We start from the raw sequence: 21,015 nt of genomic DNA, 5'->3' as shown, positions 1-21,015 counted from the left end.
AGCGATTCGGTTCTCTCGTTTCCCCACTGCATCCAGAGCGCGCACGTATGACACCCACCACGCCTGCCGATTTCGTCGTCGCCATTCCCGCCCGTTACGCCTCTACGCGGCTGCCGGGTAAACCGCTGCAACGGATCGGCGATCGCCCGATGATCCAGCATGTGGCCGAGCGTGCGTTGCTGGCGGGTGCGCGCGAGGTATGGGTGGCCACCGACGACGCGCGCATCGCAGCGGCGATCGAACATCTGCCAGGAGTGCATGTGGCAATGACCGGCGCCGCGCATCTGTCCGGCACCGACCGCCTGGCCGAATGCGCACGCATTGCCGGATGGGACGACCAGACCTGCGTGGTCAATCTGCAGGGCGACGAACCGTTTGCGCCGGCTGCAGGCATCCGCGCCGTTGCCGATCTGCTGCAGCACTCCGGTGCCCAGATGGCCACGCTGGCCGCGCCGGTGGAAAACGCGCACGACCTGTTCGATCCCAACGTGGTGAAGCTGGTGCGCACAGCCGGCGGCGATGCGCTGTATTTCAGCCGCGCGCCGATTCCCTGGCACCGCGACAGCTTCGCCAGCCAGCGCGATAGCGTGCCTGCAGAAGGTCAGTGGCTGCGCCACATCGGCATCTACGCCTATCGCGCAGGCTTCCTGCAACGCTTCGCGGCCATGCCGCCTGGCATGCTGGAGCGCATCGAATCGCTGGAACAACTGCGCGTGATGGAAGCCGGTTATCGCATCGCCGTGGCGGTGACGCCCGAGCCGTTTCCGCCGGGCATCGATACCCCGGACGATCTCGTCCGCGCACAGGTGCGGGTGGCATCGCCATGAAGGTGCTGGTCGTCTGCCTGGGCAATATCTGCCGCTCACCGATGGGCGAGGGTGCGTTGCGTGCGCGGCTGGATGAAGCCCGTTTGTCGCGGCGCATCCAGGTCGATTCGGCCGGTACCGGCGACTGGCATGCCGGCGAGGCGCCGGACCCGCGCGCCATCCGCTGCGCGCGCGGTCACGGCGTGGATATTACCGGCCTCCGCGCGCGCCAGGTGAAGCACTCGGATTTCGAGCATTTCGATTGGCTGTTGTGCGCAGACGCCAGCAATCTGCGCGATCTGCAGCGGCTCGCCCCGGCGGCGCAGCGCGACAAGCTCGCCTTGTGGCTGCCCTGGGCCGGCATCGACGCGCGCGATGAAATCCCCGACCCGTATACCGGCAGCATGCATGACTTCGAGCAGGTATGGCAGCTGGTCGACACTGCCGCGCGCCTCACCGTGGCCAGACTCACCCGCGGCTAATCGCGCTTGGGCATAATCACCGCATGAACGCCCAGCTCACCCAGGAACTGCCGGAATTTCCCACCTGGCTCAATGCCAGGCCCTCCACCTTGCAGGAGCATCGCGGCCGTGCGCTGGTGCTGGCGTTCGTCAACGCCAGTTCGGTGTGGTGCGCCGAACGCCTGGCCGAGCTTGCCCACTGGCAGGCGCGCAGCCCTGGCCGGCTCCAGGTGATCGTGGTGCAGGTGCCGCGTTTCGACAGCGAGCGCCTGCCGCAACGCTCGCTTAAACAACTGCGCGGACACGGCGTGAGTGCGCCGATCCTGCTCGACAAGGACTGGGAAACCTGGCGTCGCTTCGGTATCGAATCCTGGCCCACGCTGGTGCTGCTGGATGCCTACGGCCGCGAGCGGCAGCGCCTGGTGGGCGTCACCGGCGATCTGGACAAGGCGCTGACTGCCCTGTGCGAGGGCCAGCAGCCGCCCTCGGACGCCGACCTGCACGGCGTGGCCGAGCGCGAGCCCGAGCCGCACCTGGCGTTGCGTTTTCCTACCGGCCTGGCCGCGACCGAAGACCGGTTGTATGTCGCCGATACCGGCCATCACCGCGTGCTCGAGTGCACGCACAGCGGACGCGTACTGCGCCAATTCGGGCATGGCAATGCTGATCTCATCGACGGCGGTGTCGGCGAAGCGGCATTCCGGCGCCCGCAAGGTTTGGCGTTGGAACGCGATCAGCTGTATGTCGCCGATACCGGCAACCATGCGCTACGTCGTATCAACCTGCGCAGCGGGCAGGTGGATACCTTGTGCGGCACCGGCCGTTCCGGCGAGCCGGTCGAAGGCCCGCTGGCGTCGCCCGGTGCCTCTGCGCTGAACTACCCGCAAGGTCTGGCCATCGCCGACAACCAGGTGTTGATCGCCATGGCCGGCGATAACCGGATCTGGAGTTATCACCTGGGCCGCGCCGCGCTGACCGCGCGCGCAGGCACCGGTGCCCTTGAAATTCGCGACGGCAGCGGCCATCTCGCTGCTTTCGCACAGCCGGCCGGCTTGGCGTCCGTGCAGCAGGTGGCCTATGTCTGCGACGGGCTGGGCTCGTCAATCCGCACCATGCAACTACGCGGCGATCTGGTACAGACCTTGGTCGGCGGGCAGGGCACCTGGCAGTTTGGAGATCAGGACGGCCCACGCAGCACGGCACGCCTGCAGTTCCCACAGGCCATTGCACTGGCGGCCGATTCGCCGTTGCTGTGGATCGCCGACACCGGCAATGGCCGCCTGCGCTGCCTGCGCCTGGGCGGCGGTGAATTGACCACGGTCGCGCTGCCGCGTCGTCTGCATGGCCCGGCCGGTCTGGCGGTCACCGCCGGTGCGGTCTGGATCGCAGAAACCGATGCACATGCCATCTTGCGGTACGACCTTGCAAGCGGCGAACTGAGTGATGTTTCGATAGACGAATGAGCGTCAGGCCCCACAACGATTTCGATGGAAAAGCGTTTGCTGCGCAACTGAGCACCGCGCCTGGCGTCTATCGCATGTATGCGGGCGACGATACCTTGCTGTACGTCGGCAAGGCCGGCGCGTTGCGCAAGCGTGTGGGCAGCTATTTCAACGGGACACCGAAGAACGCCCGGTTGACCTCGATGCTGTCGCAGGTCGCGCGCATGGACGTCACCGTTACCCGCAGCGAAGCCGAAGCGCTACTGCTGGAAAACCAGCTGATCAAATCGCTGTCGCCGCGCTACAACGTCTCGTTGCGCGACGACAAAAGCTACCCATACGTGTTGCTGACCCGCGAACAATGGCCCCGGATTGCCTTGCACCGCGGTCCGCGTGCGGTGCAAGGGCGTTATTTCGGCCCTTACACGGGCGTCACCGGTGTACGCGAGACGCTCAGCTTGATGCACAAGCTCTTCAAGCTGCGCAGTTGCGAGGACAGCGTATTCCGTAACCGTTCGCGGCCATGCCTGCAATACCAGATCGGGCGTTGCAGCGGTCCGTGCGTGGACTTGGTGGCGGCTCCGGATTACGCCGAATCGGTACGCCGCGCTACCATGTTTCTCGAAGGCAAGAGCGATCAGCTCGGCGAAGAGATCATGCACTCGATGCAGCAGGCCAGCGAGGCGCTGGAATTCGAGCGTGCTGCGCGTTTGCGCGATTTGCTCTCGTCGCTGCGCAGCATGCAGAACCGTCAATACGTCGACGGGCGTGCAGCGGATCTGGACGTGCTGGCCTGCGCCACGCAATCCAGCCAGGCTTGCGTCTTGTTGCTGAGTTTTCGCGACGGCCGCAATCTCGGCACGCGCTCGTTCTTTCCCAAGACCAACGGGGAAGACAGTGCCGACGAAATTCTTGGCGCGTTCGTATCGCAGTACTACGCCGAGCACTCTCCGCCGCGCGAAATCCTGCTCGACCGCGAGATCCCGGAAGCCGAGCTGATCGAAGCGGCGCTCAGTACGGCAGCCGAGCACAAGGTGGCGCTGAAGTGGAACGTGCGCGGCGAGCGTGCCGGCTATCTGCTGCTGGCCACGCGCAATGCGCAGCTGACGCTTGTCACCGAGCTCACCAGCCAGAGCGCGCAGCACGCACGCAGCGAAGCCTTGCGCGAGATGCTTGGACTTGCCGAGCCGGTCAAGCGCGTGGAGTGTTTCGACATCAGTCACACCATGGGCGAGGCGACCGTCGCTTCGTGCGTGGTATTCGACGCCAGTGGCCCGGTGCGTGGCCAGTACCGGCGCTTCAATATTTCCGGCATCACGCCGGGCGACGACTACGCAGCCATGCGGCAGGCGATCGAGCGCCGCTTCCGTCGCGCCGTGGAAGAGAACGGCGTGCTCCCCGACGTACTGTTGATCGACGGTGGCGCAGGCCAGCTGGCACAGGCGCAGGCCGCGCTGGCCGATCTCGGGGTCGAGAACGTGTTGCTGGTCGGCGTGGCCAAGGGCGAAGAGCGCCGGGCCGGGCATGAAGCGTTGATCATGGCCGACGGCCCCGAGCTGCGGCCGGGCGCGGCGTCGCCTGCGCTGCAATTCATCCAGCAGGTGCGTGACGAAGCGCACCGCTTTGCGATCACCGGCCACCGCGGTCGCCGCCAGAAGGCGCGCATGACCAGCAAGCTCGAGGATATCCCCGGCATCGGCCCTCGGCGCCGCGCGAGTCTGCTCAAGCACTTCGGCGGGCTGGTCGGGCTCAAGGCCGCCGGCGAGGCCGAGATTGCACGAGTGGAGGGGGTCAATGCCGCACTTGCCGCGCGAATCTACGCTAACCTGCACGGGCTGGCGCTTCCCGATGCGGCAGGCGAGGCAAGTCCGCAATGAAGTTGACCATCCCCACGTGGCTGACACTGCTGAGGATCGTGATGATCCCGGTGTTGGTCGTGGTGTTCTACCTGCCGTACACGTGGACGAATTTCGCGTCCGCCGGCGTGTTTGCGCTGGCCGCCATCACCGACTGGCTGGACGGCTGGGTCGCGCGGCGTTATCACCAATATTCCGCGTTCGGCGCATTTCTGGACCCGGTCGCCGACAAGTTGATGGTCGCCGTGGCGCTGTTCCTGATTGTGCAGGGCCATCCCACGCCGTGGATGGCGTTCTGGGCAGCAGTCATCGTCGGACGCGAGATTGCCGTCTCTGCACTTCGCGAATGGATGGCCGAGATCGGCCAGCGCGCCAAGGTACGCGTGGCGGCCATCGGCAAGATCAAGACCACCGCACAAATGGTGGCTTTGCTGTGCCTGTTGTATTCGGTCACGCCTGGGCAGATGCCCACGCATGAAATCTGGCTGGGCAACCTGATATTTCGTGCAGGCTACTGGACACTCGCCATTGCAGCCTTGCTGACGCTGTGGTCGGGGTTTCAGTATCTGCAGGCTGCATGGCCAAGCCTGCGCGCCGACGAAAAAGCAGCGATCAGCAACAAGCCGAAAAAAATCGAAAGCAACAGTTGACAGCTATCCTGTTCGCTGTAGAATTTCGCCTCCCAAGCGGGAATAGCTCAGTTGGTAGAGCGCAACCTTGCCAAGGTTGAGGTCGCGAGTTCGAGTCTCGTTTCCCGCTCCAGATGTAGACAGGGCCCCCGCGTCAGGGGTCTCGTCGTTTCAAGGCAGGATGCCTTGGGTTTGATGTTTCGGCCTGGTGGTAGAGTGGTTATGCAGCGGACTGCAAATCCGCGTACGCCGGTTCAATTCCGGCCCAGGCCTCCACATCGCATGCGGTCTTCCTGCCATCGATAACGACGACAGGGCTGGCGCAACGAAGTAACACGCTGTACAATTTCACTCCACGCGGGAATAGCTCAGTTGGTAGAGCGCAACCTTGCCAAGGTTGAGGTCGCGAGTTCGAGTCTCGTTTCCCGCTCCAAATTCGAACCCTGGATATCGATCGATATCCAGGGTTTTTTTATTGGTCGCGTGTTATTGCTGGGGGCGTCCACTAACTACGCGGCGGCTGCGAAATATGAGCGGTGGTGCTGCGGTGTCCGGTAATGAGCGCATGTGCCAGTGCCGCACACCTGTGCTTGGGCACTTGGACACGTGGGTTTGACTGATTGCGTTGGAGGAATGGCGCCACGCGATGTCGCGGGCACGCGTAATCGAAACGCAATCCGGGGCCAGGTGACCAGCGCGTTGGCTGCATGATGCGGATGGTCGTGCAGGGACATTAGCCGGTAAGCGGCGCGCAGACGATTGCGTGTGCGCCGACTCGATTACCTTATTAACGTGTGCCCGGGGCGGGGGTCGAACCCGCATAGCCTTGCGGCTGAGGGATTTTAAGTCCCTTGCGTCTACCAATTTCGCCACCCGGGCATTGCGATAGCGTGCCTGATTGCGCGGCGATTGTGAATCGTTGCTGCGTACTTCCTGCACTGCCCGGCTCCCTGCAGCCTGCGTTATGCTGCCGCCACATAGCGCGCCGCCACCGGCTGCGCACCATTTTAAGGAACCGCATGTCCGGCATTACGCTTCTCGCCCCCCCACAGGGGCGCATCGCCGTCATCGGCTTGGGCTATGTCGGCCTGCCGCTGGCTGTTGCATTCGGGGAGCAGCGCGACACCCTGGGCTTTGACATCGATGCGCAGCGCGTTGCGCAATTGCGCGAGGGCCACGATGCCACGCTGGAACTGGACGATGCCGAATTGGCTGCCGCAACGCAGTTGCGCTATAGCGCAAACGCTGCGGATCTGGCCGCGTGTCGCATTTTCATCGTGACCGTGCCAACGCCGATCGACAGCTTCGAGCAACCGGATCTGGAGCCGTTGCGTAGCGCCACGGCCTTGATCGCCGCCGCCCTCAAGCCCGGCGACCTGGTGATCTACGAATCCACGGTCTATCCAGGAACCACCGAAGAAGTTTGCGTGCCCTTGCTCGAAGCAGGCTCCGGGTTGCGCTTCAACCACGACTTCTTTTGCGGTTACAGTCCCGAGCGTGTCAATCCCGGCGATCGCCAGCGGCGTCTGCGCGACATTCGCAAGATCACCGCGGGCTCGACGGCGGACGCCGCTGATGCAGTCGACGCGCTGTATACCAGCATCATCACTGCCGGCACCTGGCGCGCTCGGTCGATGCGCGTGGCCGAAGCGGCAAAGGTGGTCGAAAACATCCAGCGCGACGTCAATATCGCACTGGTCAATGAGTTGGCGTTGATTTTCGACAAGTTGGGAATCGACACCCTGGATGTGCTCGAGGCCGCAGGAACCAAGTGGAATTTCCTGCCGTTTCGTCCTGGCCTGGTCGGTGGGCATTGCATCGGCGTGGATCCGTACTACCTGATGCACAAGTCCGAAAGCGTGGGCTATCACCCGGACCTGATCCACACCGCGCGGCAGGTCAACAATCGGGTCGGCCGACATGTGGCCGAGCGCGTGTGCGGCATGTTGGCCATGCGTGGCGTCGCGCTTGCGCAGGCGAGGGTGCTGGTACTGGGCGCCACATTCAAGGAAAACTGCCCGGATCTGCGCAACAGCCGCGCCCTGGAATTGGTGCAGTTGCTGCAGGCCGTGGGTGTGCAGGTGGACACTTGCGACCCGTGGGCAGACCCGGCTGAAGCGCTGCAGCACGGCGGTGTGCATTTAAGCCAGACCCCGGAAGAGGGCGCCTACGATGCCGTGGTGCTGGCAGTGGCGCACGCGCAGTATCGCGACTACGACGTCGCGCAGATCGCCGCGCTCGGCAAGCCGGGCGCGGTGGTGTACGACGTCAAATCGGTGTGGCCGCGTGCGGCAGTCAGCGATCGTCTGTAGCGTCTGCGTTGTGCTGCGCTAGCCACTGCACAGCGCCGCGTGCGGCGCGTCGGCCGCTGGCGAAGCAGGCGGTGAGCAGATAGCCGCCGGTTGGCGCTTCCCAATCGAGCATTTCGCCAGCGCAAAACACCCCTGGTTGCGACTGCGCCATCAGCTGATCGTCCAGCGCCTCCAGCCGCACGCCGCCTGCAGAACTGATTGCTTCGGCAAGCGGACGTGGCCGCAACAGTCGCAGCGGCAACTGCTTGAGCGTGCGTGCGACCAACGCCACGTCGTCGCCCGCCTGCTTGCCGAGTTCTTCGTAGAGCAGGGCCGCCTTGACACCATCGATGCCGACCTGGCGGCGCAGATGCTCGCTGAAACTGCGCCCCTTGCGCGGTTGGGCCAGTTCGGCATGCACGCGTTCGAGCGAGCGGCCGGGAACCAGATCCAGCACGAGTTCGGCGACGCCATGGGCGTCGATCTGCTCGCGCAGGTCCGCGGCCAAGGCATAGATCAAGCTGCCCTCGATGCCATTCGCTGTGGCCACGCATTCCCCCTGCAATGCATGCTGCATGCCGTTGCCATCCTGCCAATGCGCAACGACCGGTTTCAGCGGTGCACCTGCATGGCGCTGCACGAAGTGCGCACTCCAATCGATATCGAAGCCGCAGTTGGCCGGCACCAGGGGCGCTACCGCGATACCGCGTTGCTGCAGTGTTGCTTGCCACTGGCCGTCGGAACCAAGCTGCGGCCAGCTGCCGCCACCCAGCGCCAGCACGACCGCCTCTGCACTGCACTCCACAGCACCGGTGGGTGCGTCGAAACGGAGTGCGCCGTTTTCAGTCCAGCCCAGCCAGCGGTGCTGCACATGAAACGTGACACCCTGTTCCTTGAGCCGGCGCACCCAGCCGCGCAGCAAGGGTGCGGCCTTGCGGTCCATTGGAAAGACACGGCCGGAACTGCCGACGTAGGTCTCGACACCGAGCTCTCGCGCCCAATCGCGCAGCGCATCAGCATCGAAGTCCTGCAACCATGCGGAAACCGGTTGCTGACGTTGGCGATAGCGTTGCGCAAACAGCGGCATCGAATCGGAATGCGTGAGGTTCAAGCCGCCTTTGCCAGCGATCAGGAACTTGCGTCCCACCGAGCCCTTGGCTTCGTACAGATCCACCGCCAAGCCTGACGCGCAGGCCACTTCCGCCGCCATCAAACCGGCCGGCCCACCGCCGATCACTGCCAGCCGCTGCCTGCTCAGATCAGTCATCGTCAGGCACTCAGCGCGGCTGCACGCCCAGCAATTCCACATCGAACACCAGCGATGCACCGGGCGGTATCACGCCACCGGCGCCGTTGTCGCCATAGCCGTAATCGGGCGGAATCATCAAGGTGCGCTTGCCGCCGACACGCATGCCGGCCACGCCATCGTCCCAGCCGCGGATGACCTGGTGGCCGCCTAGTACGAATTGGAACGGCTCGGCACGATCCAGCGAGCTGTCGAACTTCTTGCCGTGCTTGTCGGCGGCTTTTTCGTCGTAGAGCCAGCCGGTGTAGTGCACGGTGACCATGGCGCCTGGTGTGGCCTCTGCACCGGTCCCCACGGTGCGGTCGATCCGCTCGAAACTGGCGATGGTGCCGCCGGAGGGCGGCAGGGCGGGCGCGCAGCTTGCGAGCAACAGGGCGACAACGAGCGTCAACAAAAGGCGCATGGCAGGGTCCATGGAGAAAGGCCGCCATTATCGCACCTGGCTCCCGGTATCATCGCGGCATGGCCAAGCTGCTGCTCAATCTGCGCAATGTTCCCGACGACGAAGCCGATGAGGTGCGGGCGTTGATGCGCGAGCAGCGCGTGCAGATCTATGAAACGCGCCCCAGCAACTGGGGGATTTCCGCTGGCGGTATCTGGCTCAGCGACGATGCCGACTATCCACGCGCCAAGGCGGCGATGGATGCCTACCAGGCGCAGCGCGGCGCGATTGCGCGTGCCCAGCGCCAGGAGGAACTTGCAGCCGGCACTGCGGAGACCTTTGGCGCGTTGCTGCGCAGGCGACCGGTCTTCGTGCTCGTGACGCTGATCGGCATGCTGGTCGTCGCCTCGCTGGTGTTGCTGCCGTTTGTGCTGTTGCGCGGCTGAGTGCGCGGCATGACGCGCTTGCAGGCACGCTGCTGCACCGTGCTGGACGTCCCATCCACGGCGCTCGCTAGGGGCTGCCCGCGGCCCTAAAATAGCCGCATGATGATCAATACCGCCGCCTACCAGTTCGTCACCATCCAGGATCCGCAGACACTTGCCGACGGCGTGCGCGCGCAAGCCGAGCAGCATGCGCTGAAAGGATCGGTGCTGGTGGCCGAAGAGGGCATCAACCTGTTCCTGGCAGGGGCTGCCGAGCAGATCTACGCGTTCTACGCCTGGCTGCAGGCCGACGCGCGGTTTGCGCAGATGCGCATCAAGTACAGCGAAAGCGCGCATCAGCCGTTTGCGCGGCTCAAGGTCAAGATCAAGCCGGAGATCATCAGTTTTCGGCGCGACGATGCATCGCCGCTGCAAGGTCGTGCACCGTCGGTGACGCCTGCCGTGCTGCGCGAGTGGCTGCGGAACGGGCAAGATGATCGCGGCCGTCCGCTGGTGTTGCTGGACACGCGCAATGCGCAGGAAGTGGCATACGGGACCTTCCAGGGTGCATTGACGCTGCCGATCGACAAGTTCACCGACTTGCCTGGCGCGCTGGAACCGCATCGTGGCGCGTTGGCCGATGCCACGGTGGTCAGCTTCTGCACCGGTGGCATCCGTTGCGAAAAGGCCGCGCTGTGGATGCAGGCCGATGGCATGGACAATGTGCTGCAACTGGAGGGCGGAATCCTCGGCTACTTCGAAGAGGTCGGTGGCGAAGGCTACGAGGGCCGCTGCTTCGTCTTCGACGAACGCGTTGCGCTGGATCCCGAATTAAAACCCTTGGTGGACGCCGACCGTACCGCCTAGCCAGTGAAAATCTGACCGAGCGCGACTGCATTGCCCGATGTCACCGGTCGCCCTGGCGCCCGCATCATCGGCACACGTTGCATCATCTTGCCTAGAGACATCGCGCCATGCGCACGTCATGCATGCTCTAGTGACGTGTCATAACGCTCTAACTTGGGCGTAATACGTCGCATCGAGCTTGCCCTGAATTATTCACGGAGATAGGCTGCACCAGCCAGCCGCTAGCGAGGACAACAAGGATGACCATCAGAGTTTTTCTGATCGACGATCATGCACTCGTGCGTACAGGCATGAAGATGATTCTGTCCAAGGAAGTGGACGTCGATGTGGTGGGTGAAGCAGAGAGCGGCGAAGCCGCATTGCCGCAGATTCGTCAACTCAAACCGGACATCGTGCTGTGCGATCTGCATTTGCCCGGCGTCAGCGGCCTGGAAATTACCGAGCGCATCGTCAAGGGCGACTACGGTACGCGGGTCATCATCGTCTCCGTGCTCGAAGACGGCCCATTGCCCAAGCGTTTGCTCGAGGCAGGCGCCTCCGGCTATGTGGGCAAGGGTGGTGACGCGCACGAGTTGCTGCGCGCGGTGCGTGAAGTCGCACTGGGACGGCGTTATCTCGGCAATACGATCGCGCAGAACCTGGCTCTGTCTAATCTGGAAGGTGGCGGTTCACCGTTTGATGCATTGTCGCCCCGTGAGCTGGAAGTGGCCTTGCTGCTGACCCAGGGCCTGCGCCAGGAAGACATCGCCAAGCGCCTGAACCTCAGCGCCAAGACCATCAACACGCACAAGGCACGCCTGTTCGAGAAGGTCGGCATCCAGGACAACATTGCGCTGGCGCGGCTAGCCAATCAATACGGTCTGACCGATCCCTCCAGGGTGCTGTGAACCGTTGCCTTGAGTGCGGTGCAGTGGCTGCGCTGCATCGCAAGGCCAGGGCGCACAACATCGCGTAGAGAAAGCTCATCACCTGCCTAGAAATGACGTGTCTCGCCCTCAGCAGCGGTTGCTGGATTGCGTCAACGCGTGAGTGGGGGAACTAGCCCGACCTTCTAGAGGCGCGCGGTATGTCGAACAAGACCCGGGCGTCAGGGCGCCCGGGGGGTGAGCGTAACGACACGCCGTGTACTAGGAGCTTTCCGCGCTGATTGTCGTCATGTGCCAGCAAGGCCTGGCGTCGCCGCACTTGCCGATCGAAGGGTCTTTGCAAACACTGACCACGAGTGACGACAAACGTCGCCGCTCATGTGGAAGAACGTGGAGCGTCGATGTCTCTCCGGGATCACAACCGGCGGATGCGGCTTGGCGTTAGTGCAGGCGTTGCACAAAAAAACAGCGGCCCGAAGGCCGCTGTTTCGATGTTGACGTGGCCTGTTATCCCAACAGGCCACCCAATCAAGTCACCTGGCCATCAGTGATCGCCACGCGGCTTGTTGCTGTCGTCATCCTGCACCTGGTCGGCGTCGGTCGATGGAGCAGCCGGCTTGACTGGTTCGGACACGACCACCGTCGGCTTGGGCTTGCCTGCCTGCAACTCCTGCGCTGCTGCAGGGTCTGCCGGAGGCTTGCTGGCCGAGGAGGCTGCTGGCGCAGCATCGTTCGGGCTCAGCGCATCGAGCATGGTGGTCTGCACCGGAGCATACGGCTTGCGCACGGGCGCGGTGTCTGCACTTGGGCTTGCCTGCACAACCGTCGAGGTCGAGGTCATTGCCACCTCGGCCGATGGCGCCTGCGAAGCAGACTGCTCGGCGTGCGGCGACGTCACCGTGACCACTGCGGCCTGCGATGCCGGCGTAGCCGCCGCTGGTGCCGGTAGGTCGTCAGCAGGCGTTGCCCGTGCCGGCTGCACCGGCGCTGCCTGCACCGCAGGCGCTGCCACGTCCGCCGACACAGCGCGCTGCTGGTGGTCGGCCTTCGCGGCCTCGGCGTCGGCGGCAGGTACAGCCGCACTTGCCGGCGCCGAGGGCGCAGGTTGGTGCTGGCTGCTTGTCGCCGCATCGTTGGTCACAGGCGATGCAACAGCCGGTGCCGTCGATGCAGTCCCGGCAGCGGGAGCCACTGCAGGTGCCGGCGTGGATGCCACTGGCGCAGGGGCGGCAAGCGGAGCCGGGGTAGCGGACGCCTGCTGTGCGACCGGCGCGGGGCGCTGTTCTGCAGCCTGCGCTGCAGCACCCTCGGTGCTGGCAGCCGTCGACGCTGTGACAGCCGGCGCGGGTTTGGCTGGTGCGTCGGTAGCAGCAACGGGCGCAGCAGGGCGCTCGCGGGCGGCTTCGGCAACGGGTGCTGCCGAAGCCTGCGATGCCGGCACGGTATTGGAAACCGGCGCGGTGGTCGAAGCTGTGTCACTGCCGCCCCGTGGCTCTGCGCGCTCCTTGGGAACCGGACGCGGCTTGGCGGTTGCCTGGGCAGCGGATTCCGACTTGGCGAGCACCGCCGGTGCCGGTGCCTCATCGTCGAAATCGAACTCCGGCTGGCCGGCGCGCGGTGCGCCCGATACATGCGCATGAGCACCGGCGTCGTCGCCTTCGCTGTCGCCATCGAGATCGTTGTCGGCATCGCTGTCCAGATCGTCGCCTTCCAGGCCATCGACGCTGGTACCACCTTCTCCGTTGGTACCGGCGCCACGACGACGACGACGGCCACCACGACGGCCGCGGCGGCGACGGCTCCCGCCTTCGCCATTGGCTGCATCGTCGCCTGCGGCATCCTGGGCCGGTGCAGTTGCATTTGCGTCGGCGCCACGATCAGCGGTGGATTCGCTCACCATGACATCGACAGGATGCGCCTGCGCCGCTTCATTGGCGTTGGTCTGCGCATTGCTGGGTGCAGCGGCGTCGGCAATGGCGGCCACCACGCTCGACGTGGTGGCCGTTGCGGCAGTGGAGGTCACGGTTTGCGCCGCTGCCGTACCCTCATCCTGGCGTGCCGGACGCGGCTGCCGCTCGGCTGGCGCGCCGTCCTGCTGTGCAGGCGCACGTGGCGGGCGTGGGCTCTGGTTCTGCGGCTTGGACTTCTGCTGCTGCGGTTGCTGCTGCTTTGGCGCCTGCGTTTCATTGCGCGGCGGCTTAGGCGCCTGCACCTGCTGCTGTGCCTGTGCGCCATTCTGCGCGCCCTGGGCGCTGGCAGGCTGGCGACGCTCGTCACGGCGTTCCTTATTGGCGCCGTTGCCATTGCCGCCATTGCCACGTTGCTGGTTGCCACCATTGCCGCCATTACGGGCATCGCGACCATCGCGGCGCTGACCGCCACGCTCGCCGCGTTCGCCACGGTTATTGCGGCCGGCATCGTTCTGGCGCGGACGCGGGGTCGACTCCGGGGCCGGGGCGACGGGCTCGACCCCGCCGAAGATCCGCTTCAGCCAGCCCACAACACCGGTGACCGGTGCCGGAATGGGCACGGTCACCACTGGCGCTGGCGCAGCGACGGGCGCAACCGGGGCAGGGGCTTCTTCGCGAACCGGTGCCGGTTGGCTCGGCTTGATCGACGTGACCGCCGGGGCTGCGGGAATATTCAACTGCGCCTTGGTCAGTGCATGCACCGGCAGCTTGCGCGGGGTGCCGCGCTGGTAGCTCGGCTTGCCGCTCTCTTCGCCCAGCTCGTTCTCGCGCAGGCGCGTGACTTCGTAGTGCGGGGTGTGCAGCTGCTCGTCGGCGACGATGATGATCGGCGACTCATGGCGCTGCTCGATTTCACGCAGTGCGCTGCGCTTTTCGTTGAGCAGGTAGTTGGCGATTTCCACCGGCGCCTGGACCAGCACCTGCCCGGTGTTTTCCTTCATGGCGTGCTCTTCTGCCACGCGGATGATCGACAGCGACAGCGACTCGACGCTGCGCATGCGGCCATGGCCATCGCAACGCGGGCAGACGATCTGGCTGGATTCGCCCAGGCTCGGTCGCAGCCGTTGACGGCTCATTTCCATCAGGCCGAAACGCGAGATACGGCCCAGCTGCACGCGTGCGCGGTCGTACTTGAGTGCGTTCTGCAGCCTGTTTTCGACTTCGCGCTGGTGCTTGGACGAGGCCATGTCGATGAAGTCGATGACCACCAGGCCACCCAGGTCACGCAGGCGCAGCTGGCGTGCGACTTCTTCGGCCGCTTCCAGATTGGTCTGGAACGCGGTTTCTTCGATATCGCTGCCCTTGGTGGCGCGCGAGGAGTTCACGTCGACGGCGGTCAGCGCTTCGGTCTGGTCCACCACGATCGAGCCACCCGAGGGCAGGCGCACGTTGCGCTCATAGGCGCCTTCGATCTGCGATTCGATCTGGAAGCGATTGAACAGCGGAATATCGTCGGTGTAGTGCTTGAGCTTGCGCAGGCTCTGCGGCATCACCTGCTTCATGAATTCCTGGGCGTCGGCGTAGAGCTCCGGCGTATCGACCAGGATCTCGCCGATATCGGCGCGCAGGTAGTCGCGCAGGGCGCGGATGATCAGGCGCGATTCCTGGTAGATCAGGAACGCGGCCGGCTTGCTCAGCGCAGCTTCGGCAATCGCCTTCCAGGTCTGCAGCAGGTAGTCCAGATCCCACTGCAGTTCTTCGGCATCGCGGCCCACGCCGGCAGTGCGGATGATCACGCCCATGTCGTCAGGAATGTCGAGCTTGTCCAGCGCTTCCTTCAACGCGGCACGGTCTTCGCCCTCGATGCGGCGCGAAACGCCACCGGCGCTCGGCGAATTGGGCATCAGCACCATGTAGCGGCCGGCCAGCGAGATGAACGTGGTCAGGGCGGCGCCCTTGTTGCCACGCTCTTCCTTGTCCACCTGCACGACGATTTCCTGGCCTTCGCGCAGCAGCTCACGAATGGTCGACTTGTTATGGTCGACGCCGGCCTGGAAATAATCGCGGGAAATTTCCTTCAGCGGCAGGAAGCCATGACGCTCGGCGCCATAGTCCACGAACGCCGCTTCCAGGGAAGGCTCGAGCCGGGTGATACGGCCCTTGTAGATGTTGGACTTCTTTTGTTCCTTGGACGGCTGTTCGATGTCGATGTCGTACAGGGTCTGGCCGTCCACAATCGCCACGCGCAGCTCTTCGGCCTGCGTTGCGTTGATCAGCATTCGCTTCATTGTTGCGTTCCTCACGCGCTCTACCGCGCGGAACGCCGTGACGTTTCGCCTCTGGAACAGCTTGTCGGCCCTTCGCGCAACGCGCGGACAGGCCTGACCAGAGTTTCCAGCGCTGCAACACCACGGCAGGCCGCGGGAGCGCTTGTTTAAGTTTTATAGGTGTTTCAGGGCCGGCAGCCGCGTCCGGACGAACCGGGGCAGCGCACGGGACATGTTCAGCGCAGCGGTCAAAAACCGCTGGCGATGGCCGGGTAGGCCGGTGAGCCGCTAACATGGCCGCCCCGGGGGCGGTGGTCGCGCACTGTGCCGGAATCATCGGAAGTCAGGCTTCTGGCCAATCAACTTCCAACAAAATCAAACCCTTATCTCGCTCGCCGAGTGTAACAGAATAAAGAGCCAGATGACCGACCCCCAGCCCCCCAAGCCGCCGGCCGACCGCGTCGGCGTGCGCATTCTCAAAGTTCCGGAAGACCGTGCTGGGCAGCGGCTGGACAATTTCCTGCTTGGCCAGCTCAAGGGCGCTCCGCGTAGCCTGATCTACAAGCTGGTGCGCAGCGGCCAGGTGCGCGTGAATGGCGGGCGTGCCAAGGCCGAACGCAAGCTCGAGGGCGGCGAAGAAGTGCGGATTCCGCCGGTGCGCATCAACGAAGAGGGCGACAAGGCAGCGCCGCCGTCATCATTCATGGCGCGGCTGGAAGCGGCAATCGTGTTCGAGGATGCGCGCCTGCTTGCCCTGAACAAGCCGTCCGGGGTTGCCAGCCATGGCGGCAGCGGGATCAGCTTTGGCGCCATTGAAACGCTGCGGGCGCTGCGGCCGAACCAGAGCCTGGAACTGGTGCACCGGCTTGATCGCGATACGTCCGGCCTATTGATCGTGGCCAAGAAGCGCTCGGCGCTGACCGAGCTGCAGGCCCTGATGCGCGAAGACGATCGCGTCGAAGGGCGCGGCATCACCAAGCGCTACCTGACCCTGCTGGTGGGCCGCATGCCCGACGGCGTGATGACCGTGGACGCGCCGCTGCACATCGGCCTGCGCCAGGGAGGGGAGCGGCATGTGCAGGTGAATGCGATCGGCAAGCCGTCGCTGAGCCATTTCAAGTTGCTGGAACGGCGCGGCGGCCATTCCTATTGCGAAGTGCGCATCGAGACCGGTCGCACCCACCAGATTCGCGTGCATGCCCAGCACCTGGGGCACCCGGTGGCAGGCGACGAGAAATACGGTGAGGCAGACGTCAACAAGCGCCTACGCGACCAGCTTGGTTTGAAGCGGCTGTTCCTGCATGCCGCATCTCTCGAATTCGCACTGGATGCCGGCAAGACGCCGTACGTGTTGAGCGCGCCATTGGCGCCAGAGCTCGCCGAGGCCCTGGACCAGCTCGGTCGCTGACGCAGCCATGGCGGCTGCGCCAGCGCGGCTGGCTCAGCCTTCGTGGCGATGGTCGTGATGTTGCGGCTGCGCCGACGGATGCGGGCGTTGCTGGTGCATATCGGTCTGATGGGTTGGAGCGGCACGCGGCGGGGCGAAGGACGCCATCCGCTGCATGCGCTGCTGCGGCTCTGCCTTCATGACCGGGCGCGGTTCGTCACGCGGCTGCGACGGCTGCGCATGTTCGACACGCGGCACTGCCGCGGATGCAAACTGCTGATGAGGCGCCAGCTGCCGCTGCTCTTGCACGGGCGGCTTCCATTGCGCAGGTTGGGCTTGGGCTCGGAACTGGCTGTCGCGGGCGTCGCGGCTCGCAAATGCATCGCGCGGCGGCATGCCGGCATGTGCGCGGTTGGCTGCAGCTGCCTGCTCTTGCGCTGCCCGCGACTGTGCGTGCATCTGCGCCATGTGCTGTTGTGCGGTCTGCAAGTCATTTACCCGTGCAGGCGTTGCAGCCGAGGCGAATGCCGGTACTTGCACGCGCGGCGAACGCATCCCGGAGGGCAATGGCTGCATCGGATGGCTCGCAGCTGTCAGGGGCGCAACATGCGCCAACGGCGATGGCGATGGCGATGCGTTCAGCGTTACCGGACGGCCTGGTTGCAGCATCTGTGCATTGAAATGCGGTGTGGTCAGATGCGCATAGTCGGGCGGGCGATGCAGTTGGGCGGGCGAAGGCGCTGGCGTGGCCGCTCCTGCAAACGCACCAAGCCCACGTGCGCTGGCGACTGCTGCCGGTAGAGCGGCCGCCTGCGCCGCATGGAAGTTGGCTGGGGACATCCCGGCCACAGGCGCGGATGTCGAATTGGACCAATGGCGCTGATCCTGATTCACGTACGAGCGTGAATCGACATACGTATTTCGGTTGTTGATGATGGTGGTACGCGGCGCGTAGACATGGTTCTGGTAGACCACGTAATGCGGTGCGGCCGGCGGCGCGTTCCAATCCACACCCCAGCTGTTCCAGCCCCAGCGGTGCCAGACAGGCGCCGGCTCGGCCCAGCCGAACCAACCGTGATGGTGCTCGAGTGCGCCGCCCACCAGTACGCCGACGCCGAAGGACACCAGGCCGGTGGTGACAACGTCGCCTTCGTCGTACCAGCGGACCGGGCGGTAGCGATACTCCCTGTAGACATCGACCGGCGCGCCGTAGACCACGCCGGGATCGTAGCGCGGCACGTACACCACATCCGGTTGCGCTGGTTCGATGGTGATCACCTGCGAGGGCGGCGGGATGCGGCCCTCATCCGGAATGGGCGTCACCACCACGTGGCGCGCCACCTGCACTTGCTGCTGCGGCGTACTGCGCAGATGGCCGCTGGCCTGGGCGCGTTGGCGCATGATCTGCACCGCGTTGAGCACATCGTTGGGATCGTGGGCGTAGGCATCTCCGAGGGCACGCGTCCAATCCAGATTGCCGGCCAGTTGGGCCACCACGTCGGGAAAGGCGGTCAGTGCCTTGATGCTCGGGTCCCACGACTGCGACACCGTGGCCTGCGCGCGATCTGCAGCGCTCAAACCGCTATTGCTGCGTAGCCATTCCTGTGCGGTGACCACTTGATCGGGATACACCGACGCCGCCAAGGTTTGCGCCAGCAACTTGTCTGGAAACAGCGCAATCGGCGCGACCAGTTGGTAAAGCTGGTCCGCCGTGGGCGGCGTGTAAGCCGGCGCTGCCATCGCGCTGGGAGGAGGCGGAGGCTCGGCGGCGGCCGGCGCCGGTGCGTCGGTGCGTTGGCAGCCGCCGAGTGCAATCAGGCCGGTGGATGCGATCGACAGCGCCAAGGCAAGGCGCCCTTGTGACCATGTGCGTTGCATACGGCACCTCGCTGTGTGTGCGTTGATGACGCGCGTACCATGCGCCGGCTTGAATGTCTGGAACCTTTCTAAAACTTGGCTTCAGTCAACCAGGCGCGACGGTGTTCAGCAGACGTGCGGGAAACCGCACGTCACGCAGGTGCGCTGCGTGGCATGCGGTTGATTTCAGGCGGGCGGGCGCATCGGCTCGTCACGGGCAACACAGCGATCGGGCTGCTGGAGCGGCATTGTCTGCACTTGCTGCAACAGACTTCGCGCCAGTCCATCACGAGTGGTGATACCCGCGCATGACGCGCTTCACGGCGTTGCGAAACGGAACAACACCAGGCTGATCGCCAGCGTTCCCATGCCCGAGACCAGGCCATACACGGTCTCGTGACCTTGGGCGTAGCGCTTGGCAGCCGGCAGTAATTCGTCCAGCGCCAGAAACACCATGACCCCGGAGATCAGCCCGAACACGGTGCCGAAGACCGCATCCGAGAGCACGCTGGACAAGGCCAGATATCCGATGCCTGCACCGACCGGTTCGGCCAACCCGCTGAGCAGGCTGGCGCCCACCGCATAGAACTTGTTGCGCGTGGCGAAATACACCGGCACCGCGATCGCGATGCCTTCGGGAATATTGTGGATGGCGATCGCGAACGCCAGCGGCATGCCGACCGCCGGGCTTTCAAGCGTGGCGAAGAAAGTCGCCAATCCTTCCGGGAAATTGTGCGCAGTGATCGCGACGGCGGTCATCAGGCCAACCCGGCGGATATAGGCCCGGTTGTCTTCGCGAAACTGCGGATCGTCGCTGGACAAACTCTGGTGCGGATTCGGCACCAGGCGGTCGATCACCATGATCAGCAGCATGCCGCCCAGAAAGGTCAGTGTGCCGAAGGTAAAGCCGAGCTTGTCGTTGTAGGCCTGGGAAAACGCGGCGATCGATTTGTTGAGGATTTCGGTGAGCGACACGTACACCATGGCGCCGCCGGCGAAGGCCAGGCCGAATGCCAACAGGCGCGGATTGGGCTTTTTGGCGAACACCACCATGAGGCTTCCGAGCCCGGTTGCCAGCCCGGCCGCCAGCGTGACCGCAAGCGCGATCCAGAGATTGTGTGATGACACTGCAAGCATGTGGCGCGACGTCCTCGTGGAATGAAGAACTTCCTGCGGAGAGCGTGGCAACTGCAGCTCGCCAGATACGCACACCCCTCCGCGGAACCAGGATGGCCATGCCGCGATGACGAAGACGTGGTGTCGAAGACGAAAAGCAGGCGCCTCTGCGCCAGCGTCAGGCAGGGGCGACACTCAAGCGCGCGAACAAGGCGCTGTTGCTCATGCGCTGGTGTCGATGCGCTTGTGCCGTGCGGAAATAAGGCGTCACCGACCTGCGCGGTCCTCAGCCGCCGCGGCGTGCGCGTTCCTCGATGGCGAAACATTCGTTCGGACGCGGCACCGGCGGCTTGAACGAGACCGGCACCTGGATGGTCTGCGGCACGGCCTGGCCATTGCGGGTGGCGGCCTTGAACTGCCACTCGCGCACGCGCGTCAGGGCCGCTTCGTCGAGCACGGGCTGACCGCTGCTCTGTGCCACCGAGACATCGGTCGGCGTGCCCTGGGTGCCGACCACGACCCGCAGCACGGTCGTGCCGCCCACACCGGCGCAGGCCAGCTGCGGCGAATATTCCGGCGGTGGCGTCTTCAGGGCGGCCAGCTCGGTGGGCGCGACGGTGGGCGCGGCGGCCTGCTGTGGCGACTTGCCGCAGCCAGCAAGGCCGGTGGCGACGACGAGGCCGGCGAACGCGGCGCGATACCTGTTCATGCAGTGATTCCCTGATCGTAGAGCTGCGCGGTCTTGGCCGCGCAGATGAAGTCGTTTTCGCTCAGTCCGCCCACGTCATGGGTGGAATAGCGCACCACGACGCGGTCGTAATGCACGCCCAGGTCGGGGTGGTGGTCTTCGCGATGGGCGATCCAGGCCAGCGCATTCACAAAGGCCAGGGTGCGGTAATAGTCGGCGAAGCGGAACGTGCGCGTGAGCGCCATGCCGGCCTCGGCCAGCTCCCAGCCGGGCACCTGCGGCAGCAGCTCGGCCAGGCGCGCCTCGCCCAGCTTGTGGTCGCTGCCTTTGCGCGGGAGGCAGTGGGCCTGCTCCAGGGGAATCAGATCGGTCATGACGGTCTCGCAGGGGTGGCGGACGGCGCGCCCACCAGGATCACGGTGTTCCATGAGCGAGGGCGCTTTGGGCGGTAGAATAACC

17 protein-coding genes and 4 tRNA genes are annotated in these 21,015 nt (G+C 64.9%); 13 read left to right on the top strand and 8 right to left on the bottom strand.

The window, feature by feature from the left end; translation table 11 throughout:
* Positions 1–47 precede the first annotated feature (47 nt).
* The 8 genes from kdsB (at position 48) to J7396_RS12975 (ending at position 5,627) form a co-directional block, all read left to right on the top strand.
* On the top strand, positions 48–827 hold the full coding sequence (gene kdsB / locus J7396_RS13010; protein ID WP_046932258.1) for a 3-deoxy-manno-octulosonate cytidylyltransferase: 780 nt from the start codon (positions 48–50) through the stop codon (positions 825–827).
* The gene (locus J7396_RS13005) at positions 824–1,288 is read left to right on the top strand and encodes a low molecular weight protein-tyrosine-phosphatase (RefSeq protein WP_209261557.1); all 465 of its coding nucleotides are present in this window, start codon (positions 824–826) and stop codon (positions 1,286–1,288) included. The genes kdsB and J7396_RS13005 overlap by 4 nt, the downstream gene beginning before the upstream one ends.
* A 23-nt stretch (positions 1,289–1,311) precedes the next feature.
* A complete protein-coding gene (locus J7396_RS13000) occupies positions 1,312–2,730 on the top strand; it encodes a hypothetical protein (RefSeq protein WP_029819492.1) in 1,419 nt (472 codons plus the stop codon).
* Complete coding sequence (gene uvrC / locus J7396_RS12995) at positions 2,727–4,586, top strand: excinuclease ABC subunit UvrC (RefSeq protein ID WP_209261556.1); 1,860 nt, start codon at positions 2,727–2,729, stop codon at positions 4,584–4,586. The genes J7396_RS13000 and uvrC overlap by 4 nt, the downstream gene beginning before the upstream one ends.
* Positions 4,583–5,215, top strand: a complete 633-nt coding sequence (gene pgsA, locus J7396_RS12990; protein WP_005916703.1) for a CDP-diacylglycerol--glycerol-3-phosphate 3-phosphatidyltransferase — start codon at positions 4,583–4,585, stop codon at positions 5,213–5,215. Before uvrC ends, pgsA begins: the two co-directional genes overlap by 4 nt.
* A 36-nt stretch (positions 5,216–5,251) precedes the next feature.
* A tRNA-Gly gene (locus tag J7396_RS12985) sits at positions 5,252–5,327 on the top strand.
* A gap of 69 nt (positions 5,328–5,396) precedes the next feature.
* Positions 5,397–5,470 (top strand) — tRNA-Cys (locus J7396_RS12980).
* A gap of 81 nt (positions 5,471–5,551) precedes the next feature.
* Positions 5,552–5,627, top strand: a tRNA-Gly gene (locus J7396_RS12975).
* 362 nt (positions 5,628–5,989) lie between these two features.
* Here the strand turns inward: J7396_RS12975 and J7396_RS12970 are convergent.
* Positions 5,990–6,073, bottom strand: a tRNA-Leu gene (locus J7396_RS12970).
* 140 nt (positions 6,074–6,213) lie between these two features.
* Here J7396_RS12970 and J7396_RS12965 point away from each other — a divergent pair.
* Positions 6,214–7,506 carry a nucleotide sugar dehydrogenase gene (locus tag J7396_RS12965; RefSeq protein ID WP_057681734.1) on the top strand — a complete coding sequence of 431 codons (1,293 nt, stop codon included), beginning with the start codon at positions 6,214–6,216 and terminating at the stop codon, positions 7,504–7,506.
* Here J7396_RS12965 and J7396_RS12960 read toward each other — a convergent pair.
* Complete coding sequence (locus J7396_RS12960; protein ID WP_136732587.1) at positions 7,490–8,752, bottom strand: TIGR03862 family flavoprotein; 1,263 nt, start codon at positions 8,750–8,752, stop codon at positions 7,490–7,492. The two genes, J7396_RS12965 and J7396_RS12960, sit on opposite strands and share 17 nt — an antisense overlap.
* A 10-nt stretch (positions 8,753–8,762) precedes the next feature.
* Positions 8,763–9,194: an FKBP-type peptidyl-prolyl cis-trans isomerase gene (locus J7396_RS12955; RefSeq protein ID WP_014090254.1), complete on the bottom strand. Its 432-nt coding sequence runs from the start codon at positions 9,192–9,194 to the stop codon at positions 8,763–8,765.
* Between the two features lie 59 nt (positions 9,195–9,253).
* On the opposite strand from J7396_RS12955, the gene J7396_RS12950 reads away from it, so the two are divergent.
* From J7396_RS12950 to J7396_RS12940, 3 genes are all read left to right on the top strand, one after another.
* A complete protein-coding gene (locus J7396_RS12950; protein ID WP_008575660.1) occupies positions 9,254–9,619 on the top strand; it encodes a DUF6164 family protein in 366 nt (121 codons plus the stop codon).
* A gap of 99 nt (positions 9,620–9,718) precedes the next feature.
* Entirely contained in the window at positions 9,719–10,465 is a 747-nt protein-coding gene (locus J7396_RS12945; protein WP_209261555.1) for a sulfurtransferase, read from the top strand.
* A 239-nt stretch (positions 10,466–10,704) separates the two neighbouring features.
* Positions 10,705–11,352 carry a response regulator gene (locus tag J7396_RS12940; RefSeq protein ID WP_003489223.1) on the top strand — a complete coding sequence of 216 codons (648 nt, stop codon included), beginning with the start codon at positions 10,705–10,707 and terminating at the stop codon, positions 11,350–11,352.
* Positions 11,353–11,875: 523 nt separating this feature from the next.
* Here J7396_RS12940 and J7396_RS12935 read toward each other — a convergent pair.
* Positions 11,876–15,520 (bottom strand): Rne/Rng family ribonuclease, encoded by a 3,645-nt coding sequence (locus J7396_RS12935; RefSeq protein WP_209261634.1) that lies wholly within the window; start codon positions 15,518–15,520, stop codon positions 11,876–11,878.
* A gap of 409 nt (positions 15,521–15,929) precedes the next feature.
* Here J7396_RS12935 and J7396_RS12930 point away from each other — a divergent pair, with 409 nt between their 5' ends.
* Entirely contained in the window at positions 15,930–16,916 is a 987-nt protein-coding gene (locus tag J7396_RS12930) for an RluA family pseudouridine synthase (protein WP_008575665.1), read from the top strand.
* Positions 16,917–16,949: 33 nt separating this feature from the next.
* Here the strand turns inward: J7396_RS12930 and J7396_RS12925 are convergent, their stop codons facing one another.
* From J7396_RS12925 to J7396_RS12910, 4 genes are all read right to left on the bottom strand, one after another.
* Positions 16,950–18,773, bottom strand: coding sequence for a DUF3300 domain-containing protein (locus tag J7396_RS12925; protein ID WP_209261554.1), 1,824 nt, complete (start codon positions 18,771–18,773; stop codon positions 16,950–16,952).
* Positions 18,774–19,070: 297 nt separating this feature from the next.
* Complete coding sequence (zupT, locus tag J7396_RS12920) at positions 19,071–19,889, bottom strand: zinc transporter ZupT (RefSeq protein ID WP_005921249.1); 819 nt, start codon at positions 19,887–19,889, stop codon at positions 19,071–19,073.
* Positions 19,890–20,154: 265 nt separating this feature from the next.
* Complete coding sequence (locus tag J7396_RS12915; protein ID WP_209261553.1) at positions 20,155–20,577, bottom strand: energy transducer TonB; 423 nt, start codon at positions 20,575–20,577, stop codon at positions 20,155–20,157.
* Complete coding sequence (locus tag J7396_RS12910; RefSeq protein WP_003489213.1) at positions 20,574–20,930, bottom strand: 4a-hydroxytetrahydrobiopterin dehydratase; 357 nt, start codon at positions 20,928–20,930, stop codon at positions 20,574–20,576. Before J7396_RS12910 ends, J7396_RS12915 begins: the two co-directional genes overlap by 4 nt.
* Positions 20,931–21,015 lie beyond the last annotated feature (85 nt).

The organism is Xanthomonas sp. A1809 (assembly GCF_017746015.1).
Classification (GTDB): domain Bacteria; phylum Pseudomonadota; class Gammaproteobacteria; order Xanthomonadales; family Xanthomonadaceae; genus Xanthomonas; species Xanthomonas euvesicatoria.
This window is presented reverse-complemented; position numbering and strand designations above follow the sequence as displayed.

What these genes read in the sequence shown, in the direction of transcription:
- J7396_RS12960 (WP_136732587.1), bottom strand. Translation starts at nt 8,752, where the DNA reads ATGACTGATCTGAGCAGGCAGCGGCTGGCAGTGATCGGCGGTGGGCCG.
- pgsA (WP_005916703.1), top strand. Translation starts at nt 4,583, where the DNA reads ATGAAGTTGACCATCCCCACGTGGCTGACACTGCTGAGGATCGTGATG.
- uvrC (WP_209261556.1), top strand. Translation starts at nt 2,727, where the DNA reads ATGAGCGTCAGGCCCCACAACGATTTCGATGGAAAAGCGTTTGCTGCG.
- J7396_RS12935 (WP_209261634.1), bottom strand. Translation starts at nt 15,520, where the DNA reads ATGCTGATCAACGCAACGCAGGCCGAAGAGCTGCGCGTGGCGATTGTG.
- J7396_RS12965 (WP_057681734.1), top strand. Translation starts at nt 6,214, where the DNA reads ATGTCCGGCATTACGCTTCTCGCCCCCCCACAGGGGCGCATCGCCGTC.
- kdsB (WP_046932258.1), top strand. Translation starts at nt 48, where the DNA reads ATGACACCCACCACGCCTGCCGATTTCGTCGTCGCCATTCCCGCCCGT.
- J7396_RS12940 (WP_003489223.1), top strand. Translation starts at nt 10,705, where the DNA reads ATGACCATCAGAGTTTTTCTGATCGACGATCATGCACTCGTGCGTACA.
- J7396_RS12925 (WP_209261554.1), bottom strand. Translation starts at nt 18,773, where the DNA reads ATGCAACGCACATGGTCACAAGGGCGCCTTGCCTTGGCGCTGTCGATC.
- J7396_RS12910 (WP_003489213.1), bottom strand. Translation starts at nt 20,930, where the DNA reads ATGACCGATCTGATTCCCCTGGAGCAGGCCCACTGCCTCCCGCGCAAA.
- J7396_RS13005 (WP_209261557.1), top strand. Translation starts at nt 824, where the DNA reads ATGAAGGTGCTGGTCGTCTGCCTGGGCAATATCTGCCGCTCACCGATG.
- J7396_RS13000 (WP_029819492.1), top strand. Translation starts at nt 1,312, where the DNA reads ATGAACGCCCAGCTCACCCAGGAACTGCCGGAATTTCCCACCTGGCTC.
- J7396_RS12945 (WP_209261555.1), top strand. Translation starts at nt 9,719, where the DNA reads ATGATGATCAATACCGCCGCCTACCAGTTCGTCACCATCCAGGATCCG.
- J7396_RS12915 (WP_209261553.1), bottom strand. Translation starts at nt 20,577, where the DNA reads ATGAACAGGTATCGCGCCGCGTTCGCCGGCCTCGTCGTCGCCACCGGC.
- J7396_RS12955 (WP_014090254.1), bottom strand. Translation starts at nt 9,194, where the DNA reads ATGCGCCTTTTGTTGACGCTCGTTGTCGCCCTGTTGCTCGCAAGCTGC.
- zupT (WP_005921249.1), bottom strand. Translation starts at nt 19,889, where the DNA reads ATGCTTGCAGTGTCATCACACAATCTCTGGATCGCGCTTGCGGTCACG.
- J7396_RS12950 (WP_008575660.1), top strand. Translation starts at nt 9,254, where the DNA reads ATGGCCAAGCTGCTGCTCAATCTGCGCAATGTTCCCGACGACGAAGCC.
- J7396_RS12930 (WP_008575665.1), top strand. Translation starts at nt 15,930, where the DNA reads ATGACCGACCCCCAGCCCCCCAAGCCGCCGGCCGACCGCGTCGGCGTG.